The sequence below is a fragment of the Mucilaginibacter sp. P4_G9 genome, from assembly GCF_056400985.1.
In genome coordinates this window covers 1-21,427 of sequence record NZ_JBFUKF010000052.1, presented here as the reverse complement: position 1 = coordinate 21,427, position 21,427 = coordinate 1, and the positions used below count along the sequence as shown (strand labels likewise).

Here is a 21,427-nt window from a genome sequence, read left to right as displayed (position 1 = left end):
TTACAATAGTTACGGTAACTAACTAATATTACTTAGCTAAAGCCTCTTTAAAGGCGTTCAAACAACGTTCACGTGCAAACGCGTGATCAATAATGGGTTTCGGGTATTTGCTAAAGTCAGCATATTCCGGAACCCATTTCTTTATGTATTTCAGATCCGGATCGAATTTTTTAGTTTGCGCTTCAGGATTAAAGATCCTGAAGTATGGCGCGGCATCGGTACCTGAGCCTGCAGCCCATTGCCAGCCACCAACATTGCTGGCCATTTCATAATCCAACAGCTTGCGGGCAAAGTATTGTTCGCCCCAACGCCAGTCTATCAGCAGATCTTTACTTAAAAAGCTGGCCACTATCATACGTACCCGGTTGTGCATAAAGCCTGTAGCATTCAGCTCGCGCATGCCAGCATCAATTATAGGGTAACCGGTTTGACCTTCGCACCAGGCTTTAAATTGGGCCTCGTTATTAACCCATTTTATGCGGTCATACTCCGGGCGAAAGGCGTGATCCATAGTATCTGGGAAATGGTGCAATATCATCATATAAAACTCGCGCCATATAAGCTCATCAAGCCACGTTTTATCACTATGGCCATATGCCGTTTTGGCTAACTCCCGTATGCTCAACGTGCCGAAACGCAAATGCAGCCCAATATGTGATGTGCCCTTAATAGCCGGAAAATCGCGTTTATCGGCATAATCGCTGATAACATTTTTGTACTCCTGAACGGGAAAGCGCCTTGCACTTTTTTCAAAGCCTATTTCCCTTAATTCTGGTATCACCAGCGCCTGGGTTTTTACCAGGTTTATTAAATATTTTCCGGTAGGGTAAGCCCTCAGGTAAAACGGCTTAAGTGTGGCGTACCATTTACGCCGGTAAGGAGTATAAACAGTATAAGGCTTCCCATCATCTTTGGCTACTTCTTTTTTTTCAAATATTACCTGGTCTTTAAAGGTTCTGAAGTTTATACTATGCATTTTTAGCTTTTCCCTTACGGCATCATCGCGCCTGGCAGCATATGGTTCATAATCATGATTGGTGTAAACCGCCGCTATGTTATGCTCGTTAATAACCTTATCCCAGGCATGGGTGGCCTTATCATAAATTACCAACAAGCTGCTGCCGTATTTATGCAGTTCATGATGCAGCGTTTCAATTGTGTTATAAATAAAGGTTACCCGGGCATCATCCTTATCTTCCAGCTTGTCTAATATCTCCCTGTCGAAAATAAACAAAGGCAAAACAGGTTTGCCACTTTTTAAGGCGTGGTATAAACCGGCATTGTCATTTAAGCGCAGATCACGACGGAACCAGAAAATGGTTACCGGGATATTATTATCCATATATTTCCTTTAATGCTTCCGTCACTTCAGCATATTTAAAACTGAAACCAGCATCTTTAATTTTTTTGTCGGCAACTTTGGTGCTTCCTAAAACCAAGCTGCTCATTTCGCCCAACATCAATTTCAGCACAAATGYAGGCACATTTGGCGCCCACGTAGGTTTATGTAATTGTTTAGCCACTGCCTTTATCATTTGAGCATTGGTCACCGGGTTAGGTGCCACCATATTAAAAACACCTTTCAGCTCCTTATTTTCTATAGCAAACAGGTACATATCAATTGCATCCTGCCAATGGATCCRGGAGATCCATTGTTTACCGCTGCTAATTGGCGAACCGATGTAAAGCTTTACCGGCGAGGCCAGCGCAGGCAATGCCCCGGCATCTTTATCCAATACTACACCGGTACGGAACTTTACTACGCGAAGACCTAATTTATCACCTTCATCAACAGCGGCTTCCCAATCAACACAGCATTGCGATAGAAAATCAGTTTTTGGGGCACTGGTTTCTGTCAATAATTCCTCGCCTCTATCACTATAATAACCAATTCCCGATGCGGATATAATCGATGTAACCTTGTTTGCCCGGCCTTTAAGAAGATTATATACCAGGGCGATTGATTTGGTACGGCTTTCTACTATTTCTTTTTTACGCTGATCTGTCCAGCGTTTATCGGCAATACCAGCCCCGGCAAGGTGGACAATAGTATCTACTCCATCAATGCAATGCTCATCAATAGTACCTTTATTCACATCCCAGATAAAGGTTTTAATATCTATATCCTTTGCGGGATTCCTGCTCAAAAAACTTACCGAATGGTCCTTCGCCAACAATAACTTACTAAGCCGCTTACCCAATCCACCGGAACCTCCTGTTATTAATATATTCATTGATTCACTTGTTCATTGGTTAATAGTTCTTTGCTTTTCATTGCGTTACTTATTGGTTGCACGGAAACGAACGCAAGTTTAAGAGCCTCCTCGTAGGTTAGGCACTGTCGTAGTATTATATGATCTATACTATGATTATGCACAATGGTTTCGTGCTTCATGCTATTTACCAGGTTTTGGGCCATCACATAACCCGTAGAAGTTATAAGGGATAGCCAATATGATGATATTTTTGGCGACAGAAATGGAATGCTAATAATATATCTTTTAAGATGGCGCACTTTGGCATAAGTAAGCATCATCTCTTTAAAAGTTAAAATATCGCCCCCGCCGATGTCAAAGGTTTTATTAAACGTTCTTTCATTGAGCATTACACTTTCCAGGTAGCCCAGCACATCACAAATGGCAATTGGCTGGCAACGGGTATTCATCCACCTGGCACCGGCCATTACAGGAAATTTTTCGGTAAGATCACGAATAATCTCGAACGATGCACTGCCCTGACCGATGATTGGGCCCGTCCTTAACACAGTAAGCGCCGGTTTGCCTTTCTTTAAAACGTCCTCTACATGCCTGCGCGATTCGGGATGTGTGGAACGATTATCATCGTTACCGATGCCACTTAAAAATATTGTTTGCCTGCAGTTGGTTTTATCCAGCGCATGAATAAAGTTATAGGCCGATAATACTTCCAATGCAGCAAAATCTTGTGCCTGCGACATGGAATGCACCTGGTAATAAGCCGCATCAATATCTTCAGGAAAGGCTTCTATACTCGATTCTTTAAGCAAATCTCCGGTCATAACAGTTACTTGCCTGCTAAAGTCGTTGTGTTCATTAAAGCGGCGTTTATCGCGCACAAGGCAAATTACATCATGGCCTTTCTCCAGCAAAACAGGTATAAGCTTTGTACTTATATAACCATTGGTGCCTGCAAGTAATACCTTCATGTTATGTGCAACAACCAAAAACGCAGGGTGTTTTAATTGGGTTATGCTACAATGTATTTTAAGCTGCCTGGCTATATATTAATACTATCCACAACAACAACTTTGCTGCATAGTGGCTTGGCATAGTGCTCAGCAAAAATAACATGGGTAGGATCAACCTGGTAAGCTTCCTGTAACTCCGGCGAATCAAACAAAAGCAATAAGGAAACATCATATGAACGATCAATCACATCGCGGTTGGTGTTGGCAGGTACGCCTATATGCATGTCGCGGATATGGGCTATAGGTTTCAATATGTTTAAGCCCTCAATCAGTTTATCCTTATCGGTCTTATTTTTTAGCCAGAAATGTACATGGTGAACAAAGGTGTTTTGGAGTAATGGCATGGTAGTATTTGAGATTTAATGCTAAATTAAAAATTAGATAATTGATTGCAAGCTTAAAATTTTATCATCCTAACCTGTGGAAGATATATACGCAGATTTTATATGTTGACAATTTGATTCACTACTATCGCTTAGAATAGCGAAGGAGTATCCATACCCACTCAATACTCCAACACTACATGCGGCTTAAATGTATCCGTTTTCACCTCGGCCTTAAGCTCATGTAAAATATTATACAAGCCAAAATTAGTACGGTTTACATAAATAAAATGCTTAACCCCGCGGGCCTGCTTAAACTCGGGCATTTTTGAAAGCCGCTCGCCAAAGCTGAAGAGCTTTTCAAAAAACTCCTTTTTGCTAAAATCAAAATGGGTATCAATATAAGGCAAAGCAAACAGACTGATCATCTCCTTGTACTGGGTGTAAAAAAACGCTACCTGTGCCGGGGTATCATTTTTACGGATCATATCCAGCTGGCGGAAAGCCTTGATAGTTTCTTCCTTATTATCAAGCAGATTGGTAGATGTGAGCGAGAAGAATGGATAGTAAAAATCTTCGGGCATCTCTTTTATGCAGCCAAAGTCAATAACACCAAGTTTACCTTCCGGGGTGATCATAAAATTACCGGGATGCGGATCGGCATGTACAGCCCGCAATTCGTGTTGCTGAAAATTGTAAAAATCCCATAAAGCCTGGCCTATCCGGTTACGCAAGTCCTGTGATGGGTTGGTAGCCAAAAATTCTTTAAGGTGTTTCCCTTCCAGCCAGTCCATAGTAATAATGCGCTTGCTGGATAGTTCGGGGTAGTATTCAGGAAAAACCACATTATCCAGGTTGGCGCAGGCGGTCGAGAACTCGATGGAGCGGCGTACTTCCAGCTCGTAGTCGGTTTCTTCCAGCAGGCGTTCCTCAACTTCGCGCATGTAAACATCCAGTTCCTTTTCACTCATGCCCAACATGCGGAAAGCAAAGGGTTTGATGAGTTTCAGGTCGGATGATATAGAATCGCCTACTCCGGGATACTGGATCTTTACGGCCAGTTTTTTACCATTCAGTTCGGCCTGGTGAACCTGGCCTATTGATGCAGCATTGGTCGACCGGATATTGAACTTATCATAGATCTGTTCTGGATTTTTGCCGAAATATTTTTTAAATGTTTGCACAATCAGCGGCCCCGAAAGCGGTGGGGCATTGTATTGCGATTGTGTGAATTTATCTACATAAGCCTGGGGCAACAGGTTTTTATCCATGCTGAGCATTTGAGCAACCTTAAGTGCGCTTCCCTTAAGTTCGCTTAACGACTGATAGATATCTGCAGCATTATCCTCATTCAATTCGGATTTATCCATACCGGGGTTGAACAGTTTTTTTGAATAATGCTTTATATAGTTGCCCCCTATTTTAAACCCTGTTTTTACAAACCTGGCCGAACGTTCTGCTTTGGTAGTTGGTATGCTGTTTTGTTCGGGAGCAGCCCCCTGCAAATCTCCTCCATCTTTCGATAGAAGATCTTTTTTATTATCTGTCATAATGATTTCTAAAATCTCATCTTAAATCCTGCCATTTTTTACCAGGAATTTGCCGTACTCAAAAAGGTTGTCGATAGGTGAGCGTTGGAACAAGTCGAACGTTACATTTACACCTTTTTCAATAGCCTCATCGGTTTTCTCGAACCCGGCTGAATTATCATTCACCCAAAAGTTTAGCACAAATACAAACTGAATCCACAGTGCATCTTTATAGCGTTTACTGAAAAATTTGCGGTCGGTAAGTTCCGTTGTTTCAATGCCTTCTTTCAGGATTTCATCAGCAAAATTTTCATAAATATCTTTCAGGCGCTCAAAAACACGCGGTGTAGTAAACCCTTTAGGCTGTTTGTTTATAGTGTAAATAGCAAAACTGCGGCTGCCTTTAAGCAACTCAAAAAAGCCGTAAAAAAATGATAAGGCTTTTTCACGGGCGCTATATTGTCCCCAAACTTCCTGGGCCCTTATTTCGGCTAACGTTTTTGTGGCAAAACCAGCCCAAATAGATTGCTCTACCGCCTCAAACGAACCAAAGAGCTGGTAAAATTCAGCCTCGGTCATTTCATTTTGTTTAGCAAATATGTATACCGATTTTGGTTGCGAGCCTTCGGTAAGTACATAATCAATATACGCGTTCTGGATGCTTTCGATAGTTGCCATAGTGGGTTTGCTTTTAATATTATACGTTAAAGTTACATACATAGTATGAACTATTTGTCATGGAAGCCTCACGTAGCCCCTCTCCTTTTAAGAGGCAGGACTAAGGCTTATATAAACATCTCTATCGTCCGCTGCAGGTCCCTGGCCTGTACAACGCCGCTTTGGCGCCATTTGGTTTGGCCGTTTTGGAATATCATGAGTGTTGGCACACTTTGTACCTTGTAGGCGCTTGCAGCCTGCGGGTTTTTGTCGATATCTATTTTGATGATCTTTACCTTATCGCCAAGGGCGTGCTTTACATCCTGCAAAATTGGTGGCATCATTTTGCAAGGGCCGCACCACTCAGCCGAAAAGTCAACCRATACTGGTATCTCTGATGCTATAATTTCCTGGAAATTTGCCATATTATTTTAGTTAACGATCTATGATCCTTTTTTATAACTATTAAGTTACATAAAAGTTTAAGCCAATGAACTTTGAAATATCAACTATAAACTATATTTACTTTATGCAAACAAAACTCGCCCTTTACCTATGCCTGCTGCTATTTGCAGCCCCATTTGCTGTATTGGCACAAGAAAAGCCTGCTGTGATCCCGCTTTGGCCGAAGGGTGCCCCCGGGTTCGAGAACCGGCGGAATGAACCAGAACAGGCAAAGGATTATTGGGTGAAGAACATCCATAACCCTTCGCTTACAGTGTTTTTACCTCCAGCAGGCAAAGCTAATGGCGCTGCCGTGGTAATATGCCCCGGTGGCGGTCATCGTTTGCTGGTTTATACAGCCGAGGGGGTAGAGCCAGCTAAATACCTCAACAACCTGGGCATCACTGTTTTTGTGCTGAAATACCGTTTGGGCCGGGATACCCTTTCGCCCTATAAAATTGATGTGCATGCCAGGCAGGATGGCTATCGCGCTATGCGCCTGGTACGCAGTAAAGCAACTGAATATGGCCTGGATACCAACCGTATAGGTATGATGGGCTTTTCGGCCGGGGGCGAGGTTGTGGATATGGTAGCCTTTGGCGATGGCAAAGGCGATCCCGCTGCCGCCGACCCTATCGACCGCCTGAATGCGAAGCCGGGGTTTGTGATCCAGATCTATCCGGGGCCGCTGTATATACCTGATGTGATCCCCGCGGATGCCCCGCCTGCCTTTTTACTTGCCGCCAATGACGACCCCTGCTGCGCCGTACCGGTGGTGAGCCTGCTGCAAAAGTACCGGGATGCCAAAGTGCCCATCGAGGTGCATATTTTTACACAGGGCGGTCATGGGTTTAATATGGGTAACCGCTCAAAGCTGCAATCCATCAGCACCTGGCCGCAGCGTTTGGCCGACTGGCTGGCCGATAATAATTACCTCAACCCGGTTAGTAAAGAGCGCAAGAAGATTTTGCATTGATTATTTCCCAAAAAACTTCTTAAAGCCGCTTTTTAGCTATAAAATGGCAGAAAAATGCTGATTATATCAATAAATATGCAAAAAAAGTGCAAAAGAAATTGAGAAAAATCGAGAAAAATGAAGGACGTTTCTCAATTTAAAAAGTTTTCTTTTTCATTAAAAAAGCCCGGTTTTCACCAGGCTTTTTTAATATCGATAATGGAGTAATTTATACCCCTAATAACAATCTTGCAGGATCTTCCAGTAATTGTTTTACACGTACCAGGAAGCTTACCGATTCGCGGCCATCAATGATGCGGTGATCATATGACAGGGCCAGGTACATCATCGGGCGGATAACCACTTGCCCGTTTACGGCAACCGGGCGCTCAATAATATTGTGCATACCTAATATAGCAGACTGAGGCGAGTTTAATATTGGGGTAGACATCATGGAACCAAACACACCGCCGTTGGTGATGGTGAAAGTACCACCTGTCATTTCTGGTATAGTTAGTTTGTTTTCGCGGGCTTTGCCTGCTAATACAACAATTGCCTTTTCAATTTCGGCAAGGCTCATGCTATCTGCGTTACGGATTACCGGAACTACCAAACCTTTAGGGGCCGATACAGCTATCGAGATATCGGCAAAGTTGCTGTAAACAACCTCTTCGCCCTCAATACGGGCGCCAACAGCAGGCCAGTCTTTCAAAGCTTCGGTAACCGCTTTGGTGAAGAAGGACATGAAGCCCAGGCCTACGCCGTGTTTCTCTTTAAATTTATCTTTATACTTACCGCGCAGTTCCATGATGGGTTGCATATCCACTTCGTTAAAGGTGGTAAGCATGGCTGTTTCATTTTTAACGGCAACCAGGCGTTTGGCAACAGTTTTACGCAGCGAGGTCATTTTCTCGCGTTTTTCGCTTCTCTCGCCGGCTGCAACAGGTGCAGCGGCAGGAGCTGGAGCAGCAGCCGGTTTAGCAGCTGGCTGGGCAGGTGCGGCCTGTGCACCAAGCGCATCGCCTTTAGTGATGCGGCCATCAACGCCGGTACCGTTTACCCCGTTAGGATCAACGCCTTTTTCGGCTAATATTTTTGCAGCAGCGGGTGAAGGTGTACCCGATGCATAAGTTTTACCACCAGAAGTACCGGCGCCACCACCACGCGGCGACTCATCGGTAGCAATAACCACATCTGGCGTAACATGCACAGCAGCGGGTTTTGCAGCGGCTGCACCTTCAATGGTACAAACTACCGCGCCAATAGGTAGTACATCGCCTTCTTTGGCTATAGTTTTTAATATCCCGGCTTTCTCGGCAGTCAGTTCAAAAGTTGCTTTGTCTGATTCCAGTTCGGCAATGGCTTCATCCATTTCAACGGCATCACCGTCTTTTTTTATCCAGCGCGATAAGGTTACTTCTGTAATAGACTCACCAACAGTTGGGACTTTAATTTCTAAAGAACCGCCACCTGTTGCGGGTGCAGGAGTAGCGGCAGGCGCTGCTTCGGCCACAGGGGCAGGTGCAGGAGCATTGGCTACAACTTCAGGCTGCGGCTGTGCTGCCGGAGCAGCAGCACCGGCTCCTTCTTCAATATTGGCAACCAGTGCGCCAATAGCTAAAGTATCGCCTTCTTTGGCAACTGTTTGTAAAGTACCTGCACGCTCGGCAGTAAGTTCAAAAGTAGCCTTATCCGATTCTAATTCGGCAATAACCTCATCCATTTCCACGTGATCGCCGTCCTTTTTAATCCAGCTTGATAGGGTTACTTCTGTTATTGATTCACCTACGGTAGGTACTTTGATCGCTAAACTCATATTTTAGTATTGTAGATTTATATATTTTATCGTTGCGGGTGTGAGGTTTGGGTTGCGGGTATCGTGTTACGAGGTTCGGGTGCCGGGGTTTTCTTACCCGCAACACGATACCCGCAACCCGCAACCGAAATTATCAATCCGCTCCGGCATCAGCCATTTTTTTGGCTGTTTTTTTTATTGCTTCTTTTACCACTTTGCCCGCAGGTGCTTCAAATGCTTTTGAAACAATGTACAGCTGTTGCGCGGCATGTTGTTTGGCAAAACCTGTTGCTGTACTACTGCCTTCATTACGCGAGATCACGTTCAGGTTAATCACCTTATCGTTATGAAACTTGCGACAAATGTATGGCCATGCACCCATATTCTCCGGCTCTTCCTGTACCCAGATAAACTCGGTTGCTTTATCATATTTCGCCTTAATCTTCAGGATCTGGGTAACCGGTGTCGGGTACAATTGCTCAACGCGTACAATAGCTACATCATTGCGTTTATCAGTCTGTTGTTTCTCCAACAAATCGTAATAAACCTTACCGGTACATAGTAATACCCGTTTTACCTTTTTGGCATCAGCGTAAGTATCGTCAAATAGCTCATGGAATTTACCACTGGTAAAATCCTCAATCGGCGATACGCATTTAGGGCTACGCAACAAGCTCTTTGGCGTAAATATGATGAGTGGCTTACGGAAATCACGGTGCATCTGTCTCCTTAAAATATGGAAGAAGTTTGCAGGTGTAGTACAGTTTGCAACCTGGATATTATCATCGGCGCAAAGCTCCATAAAGCGCTCTACGCGTGCTGATGAATGCTCCGGACCCTGGCCTTCATAACCATGCGGCAGCAACATTACCAAACCATTACCACGCTGCCATTTGGTTTCGGCACTGGCAATATACTGGTCAACAATAATTTGCGCACCGTTAAAGAAATCGCCAAACTGGGCTTCCCATATGGTAAGCGCATTAGGGTTTGCCAGGGCGTAGCCATATTCAAAACCTAAAACACCATATTCGGATAGTAAAGAGTTGTAAATGCTCAGCTTTGCTTCTGTTTCTATAGTAGCAAGCGGCGTATACTCATCTTCAGATTCGGCCAAGGTTAACACCGCGTGACGGTGCGAAAATGTTCCGCGTTTTACGTCCTCGCCGCTTAACCTGATGGGGTAACCATCTTTTAGCAAAGTACCGTAGGCCAGTAATTCGCCCATAGCCCAGTCAAATACCCGGGTTTTGTTAACCATGGCGTTACGGTCTTCAAACAGTTTTTCTATCTTTTTAAAAAACTCTTTGTTTGGCGGCAACGTGGTTATTTTGTTACCTATTTCCAATAATTCTTCTTCCGGTACCGATGTTTCAACCGTGCGAACAAATTCTTTGTGACTGGCCAGGTGTAAACCGCTCCAGGCACCTTCAAACATGGCGATGGTATCGGTAAACTTATCTTCGGCTTTTGATTCATCCAGCTTTTGCTGCAGCTCGTCTCTGAAAGTTTTCTCCATTGATTTAAGCAGTTCGGCATCAATGCTGCCTTCGGCTATCAATTTCTGGTTGTAAATTTTCAACGGGTTGGGATGCGCTTCAATAGCCTTGTACAATAATGGCTGGGTAAATTTTGGTTCATCAGCCTCGTTATGGCCATAACGGCGATAACAAAGAATATCAATAAACACATCCTCGTTAAATACCTGCCTGTACTCCATGGCCAGGTTAACTACATAGGCCAAAGCCTCCACATCATCACCATTTACGTGAAACACGGGAGATAGTACAGTTTTAGCCACATCGGTACAATAGGTACTTGAACGGGCATCTTTATAGTTGGTGGTAAAACCTATCTGGTTATTAATAACCAGGTGAATGGTGCCGCCGGTGCGGTAGCCATCAAGTTTTTCCATTTGTAAAACTTCGTAAACAATACCCTGGCCTGCAACTGAGGCATCGCCATGGATCAATATAGGGGCTATCTTGGAATGATCGCCATTGTATTTAAAGTCGATCTTTGAACGGGTAATCCCTTCAACAACCGGGTCAACCGCCTCTAAGTGCGATGGGTTAGGACACAAGCTTAAGTGTACTTTTTTACCGTTTGATGTAATTACATCGGTAGAAAAACCTAAGTGGTATTTAACATCGCCGCCAAAAGGTGATTCAGAATCAAAGTTTTTGCCTTCAAACTCAGAGAACACCTCTTTATAGGTTTTCTCCATGATGTTGGTAAGCACGTTTAAACGGCCGCGGTGAGCCATACCAATGATAAACTCCTCGATACCCAGGTCGGCGCCTTTTTTAATAACCGAATCCAGTGAGGGGATCAGCGCCTCTGCTCCTTCGAGCGAGAAACGTTTTTGACCCAGGAACTTGGTACCCAAAAAATTCTCGAAAGTTACAGCCTCGTTCAGCTTATTCAGCATCAGCTTTTTCTCGTCGTTGGTGAATGAAGGCGTATTGCGATGCTTCTCCATCCTATCCTCAAACCATTTAATCTTGATAGGATTGCGGATGTACCTGTACTCGGCACCGATGGCCTGGCAATAGGTATCTTCCAGCAGCTGGCGAATGTCGCGCAGTTTGGCTGCACCCAGGCCAACTTCAACACCAGCGTTAAAAACCGTATCCAGGTCGCCCTCGTTCAGGCCAAATGTTTCCAGTTCTTTACCAGGGTAATAGTGGCGGCGCTCGCGCACAGGGTTGGTTTTGGCAAACAGGTGCCCGCGTGAACGGTATCCATGGATCATGTTCAACACATTGATCTCTTTTAAAAAGTGATCGTGCGTTTCATCACCAATTGCCGGGGCTGCCGATGTTGCAACCGTGCCGGTCGCGTTGGTATTTAGGTTAAATTCAAAACCTTCGAAAAACTTTTGCCATCCATAATCTACCGATTCGGGGTCCTGTTTGTATGCTTCGTATAAGGAATTGATGTAGTCTGCGTTGCCGCTATTAATATAATTTAGACGATCCATGTGAAAATGATCTTTAAAACGGTACAAAAGTAAGCATATAGGCTTATATACTCCACAATTAATTGTAAAGAAATTTGAGTACTTGTAATCCTGATTTAATGATACACAGGTGATTTGGAGGATAAAATACCGCTTGGTATTATTAAAAGGAGTATAACAACATAAATTTATATTAGAAGATGTTATAAACTTAGCTCCCGCGAGGTTAGCATAGCATCTTTATGTTATGTACAGAGAATACTATTATTTTTGTATAGATATGAATGTAGATTTGAACGTAAATGACATCTTATTGCAAGTAAAGCGCCTTGACAAGGATGCTCAGCTAAGTCTATTAGAAAAACTTGCGTTATTGATTCGTAAGTCTGAATCCAAAGAAAAGAAAATAAAGCTATCTTCTATCTCCGGAGTAGGTTCTTCTTTATGGAGTAAAACAGTTATTGATGAATACGTAGATCAGGAAAGACAGTGGTAATAACTGATTTTTATAAAAAGTGTACTTTTGAGTTAGAGCAATTGTCATCCTTCACAGCGTTCAGGACTTGTTCGCTGACTGTACAGGGCGAAGAAGCATGGCGGAGAGGAAATCCTTCACTGCGTTACCCATGACGTATTCGATTTTCAAGGTGTGGAGGCCTGTCAGTCTGAGCCTGTCGAAGACTCGCGCGGAGAGGCCTTTGCCCGCTATGCTTCGACAGGCTCAGCATGACAGCCCATTTAGCAACGTCATCCCCCCTTTCAGAGTCCCCGGATTTTAGCTCTCAGGATGACAAAATTTTTTTTTTCGCAACTTATGCCTCCACCAAATCACCGGCCTCATCTTTAAGTGATGATTGCCAGGTGTTCACAAAATCGCTTTTGTTTTCCAGCTCTTTTTGGGGCATAGCGGCTATGGCGTATTTGCTTTCTTTGGCGTCGTTCACGCCGGCTATAAAGGCCCAGTTGCCCCAGTTACTGGCGGGCGAATAGTCTATCAGTTTTTCTTCAAAATAAGTGGCGCCTTTTGTCCAGTCGGCTTTAAGGTCGTTTACCAGGTAGCTTGCTGCAATTTGCCTGCACTGGTTGCAGATGTAGCCGGTGGCATTCAGCTCATGCATGCAGGCATCAATAAACGGAACGCCGGTTTTACCTGCCGTCCATTTTAAAAAGCCTTCTTCACCCGCGGCTGATACCACCGCTTCTTCCCCGGCTTTTTTGGCTTGTATAAATTTTTGCCCATGCTTTTTAAACATGAACCTGAAATAATCGCGCCAAAGCAATTCCAGTTTGAGCATAACACCCGGCGTGCTTCCCTCCTGACTATGTTTAAATATTTCCCAATAAACCTGCCTTAGTGAGATACAGCCAATTGCTATCCATGGCGATAATTTTGACGAATTATTGATGTTACCACTACGCCCTTTTGATTTAACCGCAAGGTCGGTTTTTGAAAAATATTTATGTAGTTGCAGCAGCGCGGCGGTTTCGCCCCCCTGGAAACAGTTGGTAGCCCGCGGATCATCCACAGGTTCTGTCAATCCTAATTGCTGTAAGGTTGGCAGCTCTCCTGCATCTGTAATTTCGGGCGTATAAATATGTTCGGGCGTTGGTACACACGGGCGTACATTGCTATCGCGTTCCACCTTCTTTTTAAATACGGCAAAACTATCGGGAATGTCTTTTATAGGGAAAGGCAGATCCTCCTTATGGTATAGGGTATGGCCTATAAAATGCTTCAGGTTGAGTCTCATTTTCCAAAGCGCTGTCTCTACCTGCTCTGATATTTCGGTTTCTTCATAAGCCACCTCGCGGTGATGATAAACCTCATTCACCTGGTATTGGGCAGCCAATTGGGGGATTATTTCGGCAGGGTTCCCTATCCTGATGATGAGTTCGGCACCATAACCCTGCAAATTTTTCCGCAAATCGGCAACGGCCTCTAACAGGAAACGAGCCCTGAAGCTACCTGTTTTAAAATTACCCGATGCTGTTTGCTGAAAATAATAGGGATCAAAACAATAAACCGGCAGTACTTTATCTGCCTTGCGTACGGCTTCTAACAAAATTTCGTTATCGTTTATGCGCAAGTCATTTCTAAACCAAACCAGTATCGTTCTATCACTCATCGTTAAACAGGGAGTTAACTGTATTTATGCAGGTTACAAATTTGCAATTTATTTGCCGTTTCTGCACATTTAGCAGCAATATTTGACATCTTTCCAACATTTTCCCGGTTTTTTGCGCCAATTGAGGGGCTTTTTGCAAACGGAACATGCTATGGAGCACCTTTTTGCATACAAAAACTAAATATAAGCTATCTGTGCCATTAATCCGAAATCCCCATCACAAAATGCCGGATATCTGAATAAAACCTACTTATCCGTCTTGATATTAGCTTTGATGACAGAATCCTTTTGAGCGTTTGTGAGCTTATAATTAAAGTGAAACAGTGCTCCCTCAAAATCGCCGTATGATGGGTTAGGGATTACAATATACCGGCTGCCAAATTCCTGCTGCAGCTTTTGCGTTGTTGCCACCCGGCTTTCTTGGGGTGGGTGGTTATCATATAGCATATCAAAATCGGGCAGGTTATCGCCGCAAAGCAGCAGGATGTTATGCGTTTTTAACACATTTAACCGGCGGGCCTCTTTGCTTGATGTTGTTGTTTTTAACTGCAGGTGTGCATCATCGGCATTGGGTAAACCATACAATTGCAAATTTTTTAAGGTTGTGGCCCGCTCGTTTTCGTTACGGTTGGTGATGTAAAATATAGTTATGCCTTTTGATGCCGCGTATTTAAAAAACGCAGGCGCGCCGGGTACAGTATCGGCAATGGCTTTATCCGTCCACCCTTTCCAGGTTGCATCACTGTAATCCAGGTTCTGTAATGCCCTGGCGGCATCATAGGGACTGTTGTCAAGCAGGGTTTCGTCAATATCGGTTACAATGGCCAGCGGTTTGCTGCCGGGATTTTTTACGCCTTCATCAACCCGCAGCCTGGCTATATTATAGGCCTGGAAACACAAAGCCTTGTACTCCGCTGCCCTTTGCTGCCAGATGGACGCCCATGCTTTACCGCCGTTGGTGATGGAAAGTGCATTGCCGGTAGCAGCTTTTTTTGTGGATGCACAGGCTGTGAACAGCAGCAACAGCATTGGGAATATGTAGCTTTTTTTCATGTAGGGTGATGATGTATTTGCCGGTGCGATAAGAAGTTTAAAAACAGTGTTAAAAAAAGATCGTCATTGCGAGGCACGAAGCAATCCCCGATTTACAGAGTAACTTTGCAAATCCGATCTGTATAGTTTGGGATTGCTTCGTGCCTACCCATGACGTATTAGACTTTCAAGGTGTAAAGGCCTGTCAGTCTGAGCCTGTCGAAGACTCGTGCGGAGGGGCCTTTGCCCGCTATGCTTCGACAGGCTCAGCATGACAGCCCTTTTAGTAACGTCATTCCCCCTTCAGAGTTCACGGATTTTACCACTCGCAATGACGATAGGATAAAAAAGCGTATATGACCTTGGGTTAATTGCCGCAATTAATTTTACAGCAGCTCCGGCTTAATTTTATCCGTAAACTCTTTGGCAAATTTATTCAGTTTTGGCTGGATAACAAACGCGCAATACGACTGACCTGGATTATCGTTAAAATAATTTTGGTGATATGCTTCGGCTTTGTAAAACTTGCTTGCCGGGGTAATTTCGGTAACAATAGGGCTATCAAAAACTTTTTCGTCTGTAAGGGTTTTGATCATGGCTTCTGCGGCGGCTTTTTGCTCATCGGTAGTATAAAATATAGCCGACCGGTATTGTGTGCCCACATCATTACCCTGGCGGTTAAGCGTTGTTGGGTTATGGGTTTTAAAGAAAACCAGCAAAAGTTCATCCAGCGATAGTACATCGGCATCATACTCCAGCGCTATTACCTCGGCATGGCCGGTTGTACCGGTGCAAACCTGTTTGTAGGTTGGGTTATCCACATGGCCACCCATGTAACCCGATGTTACTGACAGCACGCCTTTAAGTGATTGAAAAATGGCTTCGGTGCACCAAAAGCAACCGTTGCCGAAAGTTATTTTTTGTGTATTCATTGTATTTGTGTCCTCAAAAGTAATGCCTGTTGAATGCCCTGGCACAAACAGCATTTGATTATGTCAATTAAATTACCAAACTTAGTGTTTAAGCTTACATTTAACCTCAACATTATGAAAATTGCAGTATTAATTGCCCGCATATTGCTGGGTCTCATCTTTGTAGTATTTGGTTTTAATTTCTTTTTTCATTTTATCCCAATGGCGCAGCCTGCCATGTCAGAGAAAGCACAGGCTTTTAGTGGCGGTTTGTTTGGTTCCGGTTACTTTTTCCAATACATGAAAGTTATCGAAATTACTTCAGGCATCGGTTTGCTCATCAACCGTTACACTGCTTTGTTTGTGCTTGCTCTTTTTCCTATTTCGTTAAATATTTTTCTTTTTCATAGCATGCTGGCCCCTGCAGGTGTCCCAATGGCTTTAGGAATAATTATTTTAAACCTGTTTTTGGGCATAGCCTACTTTAAATACTATAAAAGTATTTTTACAGCGGTGCCAACTGTGTAAAGTTCTTTTAAGCAGAAACGCCCCGTTGCGCTTATCAGGGGCGTTTTTAATAATCAATTTTGATATTTATCGCATCTGTAATGACAGATTCCGGTTCAAATAAACATCGGCTTTGAACGCCGGCTAAGACTCACCCCGGCTACGCTGCGCTGGCCGACCCTCTCTCCGGCTAAAGCCGCAAAGAGGGTTGAACGCATTTTTTTATCCCCTCTATGCGCGAAGCGGAGAGAGGGGTGACGGGCAACGCCTCGTCGGGGTGAGTCGTCGCCGCCATGCGATATACATCATTCTCTCTCAGAAGTGAGCGGGCCTGTTTACAACCTAATCTTTATCCCCCCGTTCACAACAAAGCCGTCCAAAGGGGCGTATATATCCTTAAACACCGGGTTGGTTATGCTACCGGTATAAATGGCGTCGAACTTTGTTTGCCGGGTATCGGTCAGGTTCTCAAAATTAATGAACAGGGAAAACCGCTCCCAGATCTTTTCGGCCATCAACCCGGTTGTCCAGTAGGCCCTGCCTGTGGTGCCGTCATTTAAGCGTTGCGGACTAAAATAGTAGGCTTCCAATCCTATCTTTAACTTATTCTCTATTTCATAAACCAGTACGTTGTTCAGCCTGTGTTTAGATACTAACGGATATGCTGCAATGTTGTTGCCTGTATGTTGCGTTACATCGGCCAGCGTATAACCTATAAACAGTTTAAAATCGGCATAGGTTAGCTTCACATTGGTTTCCAATCCTTTGGTGTTCAGGTCGCCGCGGGGTTGCTGGTATTGGAGGTTACCATCGGGCAGCGATGCAAGCAGGATTGGCTTCTCTATCCGCGTATAAAAAAACAATTGATTAACGCTAAAGCTCACCTTATCATCAAATAAACCTGTACGGTAATTCAGGTCATAATTGGCGCCATATGACCGTTCGGCTGTAGTGTTTTTAACGTCAACGGGCAATACATTTCTAAACTGGATGCGTTCGGCATCCTCGGTAAATACTGTAGGCGCTTTATAACCCAGGCCACCACCCAAACGGGTTGAAAAATGAGAATTGATCTTCAGCAAAGCGGACAAACGGGGCAGCAAGAAAAAGCCGTACCGGTTATGATAGTCGCCGCGTAAGCCGCTTTCAACAGTCAGCTTTTGTGTGGCATTCCAGGTGTTTTGCACAAAACCACCTATGGTGCTGTAGTTGTAGCTCCTGAGCGGGAAGGCGCTGTTTTTATCCTCGGCAAAGTTTTCTGATAAATAGTTTAATCCTGCAACCCAGTCAGATCTTTCGTTTGTACGGGAGTAAGTTGCTTCACTATAAGTTGAAAACTGGATCCCCGAAAACCGGAAATCGGGCAGGTTGATAGCCCTGTCGAAATAACTTACACTGTTTTTAAATACCAGCTTTTCCCGTTCATTCAAAGTGCGGTCGAGCTCAACCTGTGTGCTGTACCTGCCTGTTTTATTTTTTTCATAATAACTGTGCTGCGCGTTGCCGTCGCCCTCAATATAATGCAGGTCGCCGCCAATACGGTTCTCTATGGTGCTGTTGATGCCAGTTACCAGGGTGGTTTTATCATCCAGGTAAAAAAACAATTTGGGGTTAAACGTAAACCGGTTATACTTTGGGATGGCGGTTAAATCGATATTGGCCGGGTCATAAGCTGTACCATGATTATAGGCTGCAAATATAGTTGCGCCCGTTTTTTTAAACTTCTGCGCATAAAAACCGCTGGCATCCAAACCCAATGCCGAAGTACCGTTTAACAGGAAGTTGAGTTGCCTTTGATCGGTTGGTGTTTTAGATACTAAGTTAACCAGGCCCGCAATAGCGCCGCCGCCATACAGCGTGGAGGATGAGCCCTTGATCACTTCAACCTGTTTCAAATCGAGCGGGGCAATTTGCAGCAAGCCCAGGCCACCCGAAAAGCCGGAGTACAACGGAAACCCGTCCCTTATAATTTGTGTATACTTACCATCGAGTCCCTGGATCCGGATGCTGGAATTATTGCTGGTTGCCGAGGTTTGCTGCGTTTGGATGCCTGTACTTTCGGCAAGCAGCATGCGGATATCACCGGGTTTCATGTTGGCTTTTTCGTCGAGTTCCTCGCCCGAGATAACCTCCACCCGGGTAGGAATATTGGCAATGGTACGGCTGCTGCGGGTGGATGATACGGTAACTTCGCCCAGCTCCTCACCTTCGCCACTGCCTTTAGCCTGTAGCAAGATGATCATTGGTTCCGTTTGTGTAAGCGGGAATGTCAAGGTATCCAGCCGGGTTTCGTAACCTATATAACTAAAGCGGATAACCTGTTTGCCTGCGGGTATATTTGTTAAGGTAATTAAACCGGCAGCATCGGTAGTAGCCCCTTTATTAATCCCCTGTATTATGGCTGTTGCACCAATCAGGGTTTCGTTAGTTTTCGCGTCTTTAATAATTGCTTTAAGCGTATCCTGGGCATACGCCACAGCGGTATATAAAAGTGCCGTAAAAAGCACTATGATTTTTTTCATAAATAAGGAAATTAGTTATGTTGAAGCTAAAAGCAGAAAGCACAAAGCTTAAAGCTAATAGAATACAAAAAACAATCAGCTGCTTAGCTGTAATGGTGGCTTGTATTAACTTATCTGCGGCGGTTGCCAGATGGAAAGGGCAACATCTTCGGTATTTGGCCTGTTATAAGCAACAACATGCTTAACGGGTATTGCGGGCAATAAAACCAAGGTATGGTCAATAGCTTTGGTAACGGTAAACCCGGTACATGAGCCGCATGCAAAAAACGGCGAACAACCCTGGCAATCTTTCTCTTTGGGCGATGATTTGGCCGGGGTGTTTTTTGCAACAGCGTTTTTGATGCTACAATCATTATCGGCACAACATGGCTTTGCCGTAAGCAGCAGCACAACCAGGGCAGATATGTAGCATAGGAATTTCATTGGGGCAAAGGTAAATAATTTAGCGATAGGTGAAAGCCATGTAAGCAGGATGAATTTATTTTATAGATGAAGTCCTTGTTCCTTTATCCTTTAATCCATACTCCAATAATGGCATTCCCTGCGGGCCGCGCTTTACGCTCATACGCGCACAAGGCCTTAGGCGCGGGCCGGTATCCGCTGCAATCGCTAATGCATTTGTCCGAATCAGAATTTTATCTGAACCGGAATTAAACGAATTTTTAGAATTTGTCGAATTTGCTTTTAAATTCTGTTAATTCTTTAATTCGTTTAATTCCGGTTCAGAAAAAGCGTTAGGGACAGCAGTGGATACCCGCCGCGCAATGGCCTTGTGTTGGGGCCGCGCCTAATGCCTTGTGCGCGTATGAACGGATGGCCCGGCCGCAGGCAACGCCCAACATTATCCGGACAAAACTATTTACAGCATTTGTATTAATTATGATTATCGTTTGACCTTTATCACGTTTTTTACTACGATATTGCTTGTCTACAGGAAGTTTATGAAACACCCCATTTGCACTATAGAAATAGCAGAAGCTGCAAACCGCAGCTTCGAGTGGGAAGTGCGCAATTTTTTGCGTGCATGGGTGTATAACCACGAGGATAAAACATTGCTCCAGTTTGATCAGCCATTGGATGAGTACCTGGCCAATGATGCCTTGCGGGATTTCTTTTTGAATACGCGGCATCCAATCCAGCGGTTGTTAAAAAACCGTCCCATTGCCTGCCACCTGGGCCGTCGTGCACGGTCTGTTTATTTTGACCCGGTAAGCGGAGATCCCTTACTGGCACCCACTGAGCAGCGGATTTATAACCTTGCCCGCAGGATGGATAGCGAACGGATGCATGTTCCGTTCCGCTCGGTCCATCCTTACAAGCAGACTGAGGCGGGCGATACCGCGGATATCAGTACCTACCCCACCGGATCCGAACAAATCCGGTATAACAGCGGCAATCATTTTAGCAGCCGCCCGGCAAACGGGAATGTATTTGACGAAAACAGTAAGCGCTGCACAGCAAAATCGGCAGGCAACCTACACGTGCTTTTTAAACGTGGATTTTTGGAAGAGCGCTTACAGGATGTAAAAGTGCTTATAGCCGCCATGCATGAGGCAGGTGAAACACAGCCGCAATTTTTTGTGATCTACAGCAGGCATTCGCCCGAAGAGGGGCATTTTGGAACATCCCTGGTGATCATGGACCCGGCAAATCCCGACTTCCCCCGGCGCGTTATGGTTTGTGATACCCTGCTCAAGGAGCTGCCCCATCACCCGCGCTGGTGGAACCATTTTATTACAGAATATTCGCATGTATTTGGCGAGGCGATAGCAGAGATCGTAGAAGATCTTTCGCACCCGCTACAAAAGGTAAATATTAAAGGCGATAACCCTTATCGCCATGACTGGGACTGCCCCTACTACGCCACCAGCATGGCCAATGCCCTGGCCGACCTGGTAAAAAACAACCCGGAACTCGCGTTAACCGGAAGCACCTATGACATCCACAACGCAATGAAGGCCATTATGCAGGATTACTACCACCCGGATCTCGAAATTAAAGACAGGCCCGGCATTCAACAGGCCAACCGCTTAAAGCGCTGGAAAAGCGGGCGGGAATTGATTAAGGATTTGGTGAGTGAGATTAGTAGGAAATCGTCGTATGAGTTGTAGGATAACGGCTGTAAAAAAATGTCATTGCGAGGAACGAAGCAATCGCGAACTATGCAGAGGGAGTCTGTAAATCAGAACATTGTTAATCGCTCTCTTGGCAATTGTGTACGTAAATAATTTAATCCATCATGTTAAATTCCACTATCAACGGTGAATGATCGCTGTAAGCTTTCCAATACTGATATTCTCCAACTTCCACGGCCATAATTCTTTCTAAAAAATACTCTGATACAAAACAATAATCAATGTGATAAGACTTATTTTCGTGCCTATACAAATGGAACGTAGGGTGCATCTCCTGACCTTGAACTTGGGATAGATAAGTAT

At 44.5% G+C, this 21,427-nt stretch carries 20 protein-coding genes; 4 read left to right on the top strand and 16 right to left on the bottom strand.

The genetic code is table 11. From position 1 onward, the window contains the following. Window positions 1-28: 28 nt before the first annotated feature. The 7 genes from AC1DPZ_RS07345 to trxA form a co-directional block, all read right to left on the bottom strand. Window positions 29-1,342, bottom strand: a complete 1,314-nt coding sequence (locus AC1DPZ_RS07345) for a cryptochrome/photolyase family protein (protein ID WP_477402284.1) — start codon at window positions 1,340-1,342, stop codon at window positions 29-31. Continuing rightward, a complete protein-coding gene (locus AC1DPZ_RS07340) occupies window positions 1,335-2,234 on the bottom strand; it encodes a TIGR01777 family oxidoreductase (protein WP_477402283.1) in 900 nt (299 codons plus the stop codon). Before AC1DPZ_RS07340 ends, AC1DPZ_RS07345 begins: the two co-directional genes overlap by 8 nt. Further along, a complete protein-coding gene (locus AC1DPZ_RS07335; protein WP_477402281.1) occupies window positions 2,231-3,184 on the bottom strand; it encodes an NAD(P)H-binding protein in 954 nt (317 codons plus the stop codon). Before AC1DPZ_RS07335 ends, AC1DPZ_RS07340 begins: the two co-directional genes overlap by 4 nt. A gap of 71 nt (window positions 3,185-3,255) precedes the next feature. After that, window positions 3,256-3,570, bottom strand: a complete 315-nt coding sequence (locus AC1DPZ_RS07330) for a Dabb family protein (protein WP_477402280.1) — start codon at window positions 3,568-3,570, stop codon at window positions 3,256-3,258. 161 nt (window positions 3,571-3,731) lie between these two features. Beyond that, window positions 3,732-5,099, bottom strand: coding sequence for an ABC1 kinase family protein (locus AC1DPZ_RS07325; protein WP_477402279.1), 1,368 nt, complete (start codon window positions 5,097-5,099; stop codon window positions 3,732-3,734). Window positions 5,100-5,120: 21 nt separating this feature from the next. Continuing rightward, window positions 5,121-5,756, bottom strand: a complete 636-nt coding sequence (locus tag AC1DPZ_RS07320; protein WP_477402278.1) for a TetR family transcriptional regulator C-terminal domain-containing protein — start codon at window positions 5,754-5,756, stop codon at window positions 5,121-5,123. A 107-nt stretch (window positions 5,757-5,863) separates the two neighbouring features. After that, a complete protein-coding gene (trxA, locus tag AC1DPZ_RS07315) occupies window positions 5,864-6,160 on the bottom strand; it encodes a thioredoxin (RefSeq protein ID WP_477402276.1) in 297 nt (98 codons plus the stop codon). A gap of 104 nt (window positions 6,161-6,264) precedes the next feature. Here trxA and AC1DPZ_RS07310 point away from each other — a divergent pair, with 104 nt between their 5' ends. Next, window positions 6,265-7,155 (top strand): alpha/beta hydrolase, encoded by an 891-nt coding sequence (locus AC1DPZ_RS07310; RefSeq protein WP_477402275.1) that lies wholly within the window; start codon window positions 6,265-6,267, stop codon window positions 7,153-7,155. A 208-nt stretch (window positions 7,156-7,363) separates the two neighbouring features. On the opposite strand, the gene odhB is transcribed toward AC1DPZ_RS07310, so the two are convergent. Both odhB and AC1DPZ_RS07300 read right to left on the bottom strand, forming a co-directional pair. Then, window positions 7,364-8,950, bottom strand: coding sequence for a 2-oxoglutarate dehydrogenase complex dihydrolipoyllysine-residue succinyltransferase (gene odhB, locus AC1DPZ_RS07305; protein WP_477402273.1), 1,587 nt, complete (start codon window positions 8,948-8,950; stop codon window positions 7,364-7,366). Window positions 8,951-9,083: 133 nt separating this feature from the next. After that, the gene (locus AC1DPZ_RS07300) at window positions 9,084-11,912 is read right to left on the bottom strand and encodes a 2-oxoglutarate dehydrogenase E1 component (RefSeq protein WP_477402271.1); all 2,829 of its coding nucleotides are present in this window, start codon (window positions 11,910-11,912) and stop codon (window positions 9,084-9,086) included. 259 nt (window positions 11,913-12,171) lie between these two features. Between AC1DPZ_RS07300 and AC1DPZ_RS07295 the strand changes: the two genes are divergently transcribed. After that, on the top strand, window positions 12,172-12,387 hold the full coding sequence (locus AC1DPZ_RS07295) for a hypothetical protein (RefSeq protein ID WP_477402270.1): 216 nt from the start codon (window positions 12,172-12,174) through the stop codon (window positions 12,385-12,387). A gap of 316 nt (window positions 12,388-12,703) precedes the next feature. Here the strand turns inward: AC1DPZ_RS07295 and AC1DPZ_RS07290 are convergent, their stop codons facing one another. The 4 genes from AC1DPZ_RS07290 to msrA all read right to left on the bottom strand — a co-directional run bounded on the left by AC1DPZ_RS07290 (window position 12,704) and on the right by msrA (window position 15,981). Further along, window positions 12,704-14,017 carry a DASH family cryptochrome gene (locus AC1DPZ_RS07290; protein WP_477402268.1) on the bottom strand — a complete coding sequence of 438 codons (1,314 nt, stop codon included), beginning with the start codon at window positions 14,015-14,017 and terminating at the stop codon, window positions 12,704-12,706. 69 nt (window positions 14,018-14,086) lie between these two features. After that, window positions 14,087-14,191 (bottom strand): DUF2256 domain-containing protein, encoded by a 105-nt coding sequence (locus AC1DPZ_RS07285; protein ID WP_477402267.1) that lies wholly within the window; start codon window positions 14,189-14,191, stop codon window positions 14,087-14,089. Between the two features lie 72 nt (window positions 14,192-14,263). Continuing rightward, window positions 14,264-15,070, bottom strand: coding sequence for a 5'-nucleotidase, lipoprotein e(P4) family (locus tag AC1DPZ_RS07280; protein WP_477402266.1), 807 nt, complete (start codon window positions 15,068-15,070; stop codon window positions 14,264-14,266). Between the two features lie 365 nt (window positions 15,071-15,435). Further along, window positions 15,436-15,981, bottom strand: a complete 546-nt coding sequence (msrA, locus tag AC1DPZ_RS07275; RefSeq protein ID WP_477402265.1) for a peptide-methionine (S)-S-oxide reductase MsrA — start codon at window positions 15,979-15,981, stop codon at window positions 15,436-15,438. Window positions 15,982-16,095: 114 nt separating this feature from the next. Between msrA and AC1DPZ_RS07270 the strand changes: the two genes are divergently transcribed. Continuing rightward, window positions 16,096-16,488 carry a DoxX family membrane protein gene (locus AC1DPZ_RS07270; protein WP_477402263.1) on the top strand — a complete coding sequence of 131 codons (393 nt, stop codon included), beginning with the start codon at window positions 16,096-16,098 and terminating at the stop codon, window positions 16,486-16,488. Window positions 16,489-16,802: 314 nt separating this feature from the next. Here AC1DPZ_RS07270 and AC1DPZ_RS07265 read toward each other — a convergent pair whose 3' ends face one another. Both AC1DPZ_RS07265 and AC1DPZ_RS07260 read right to left on the bottom strand, forming a co-directional pair. Beyond that, window positions 16,803-18,989 (bottom strand): TonB-dependent receptor, encoded by a 2,187-nt coding sequence (locus AC1DPZ_RS07265; protein ID WP_477402261.1) that lies wholly within the window; start codon window positions 18,987-18,989, stop codon window positions 16,803-16,805. Between the two features lie 105 nt (window positions 18,990-19,094). Further along, window positions 19,095-19,412 carry a DUF6660 family protein gene (locus tag AC1DPZ_RS07260; RefSeq protein WP_477402260.1) on the bottom strand — a complete coding sequence of 106 codons (318 nt, stop codon included), beginning with the start codon at window positions 19,410-19,412 and terminating at the stop codon, window positions 19,095-19,097. A 518-nt stretch (window positions 19,413-19,930) separates the two neighbouring features. On the opposite strand from AC1DPZ_RS07260, the gene AC1DPZ_RS07255 reads away from it, so the two are divergent. After that, complete coding sequence (locus tag AC1DPZ_RS07255; RefSeq protein WP_477402259.1) at window positions 19,931-21,100, top strand: hypothetical protein; 1,170 nt, start codon at window positions 19,931-19,933, stop codon at window positions 21,098-21,100. 118 nt (window positions 21,101-21,218) lie between these two features. Here the strand turns inward: AC1DPZ_RS07255 and AC1DPZ_RS07250 are convergent. Beyond that, window positions 21,219-21,427, bottom strand: a 209-nt coding sequence (locus AC1DPZ_RS07250; protein ID WP_477402257.1) for an endonuclease/exonuclease/phosphatase family protein, incomplete at its 5' end; no start/stop codon positions are given.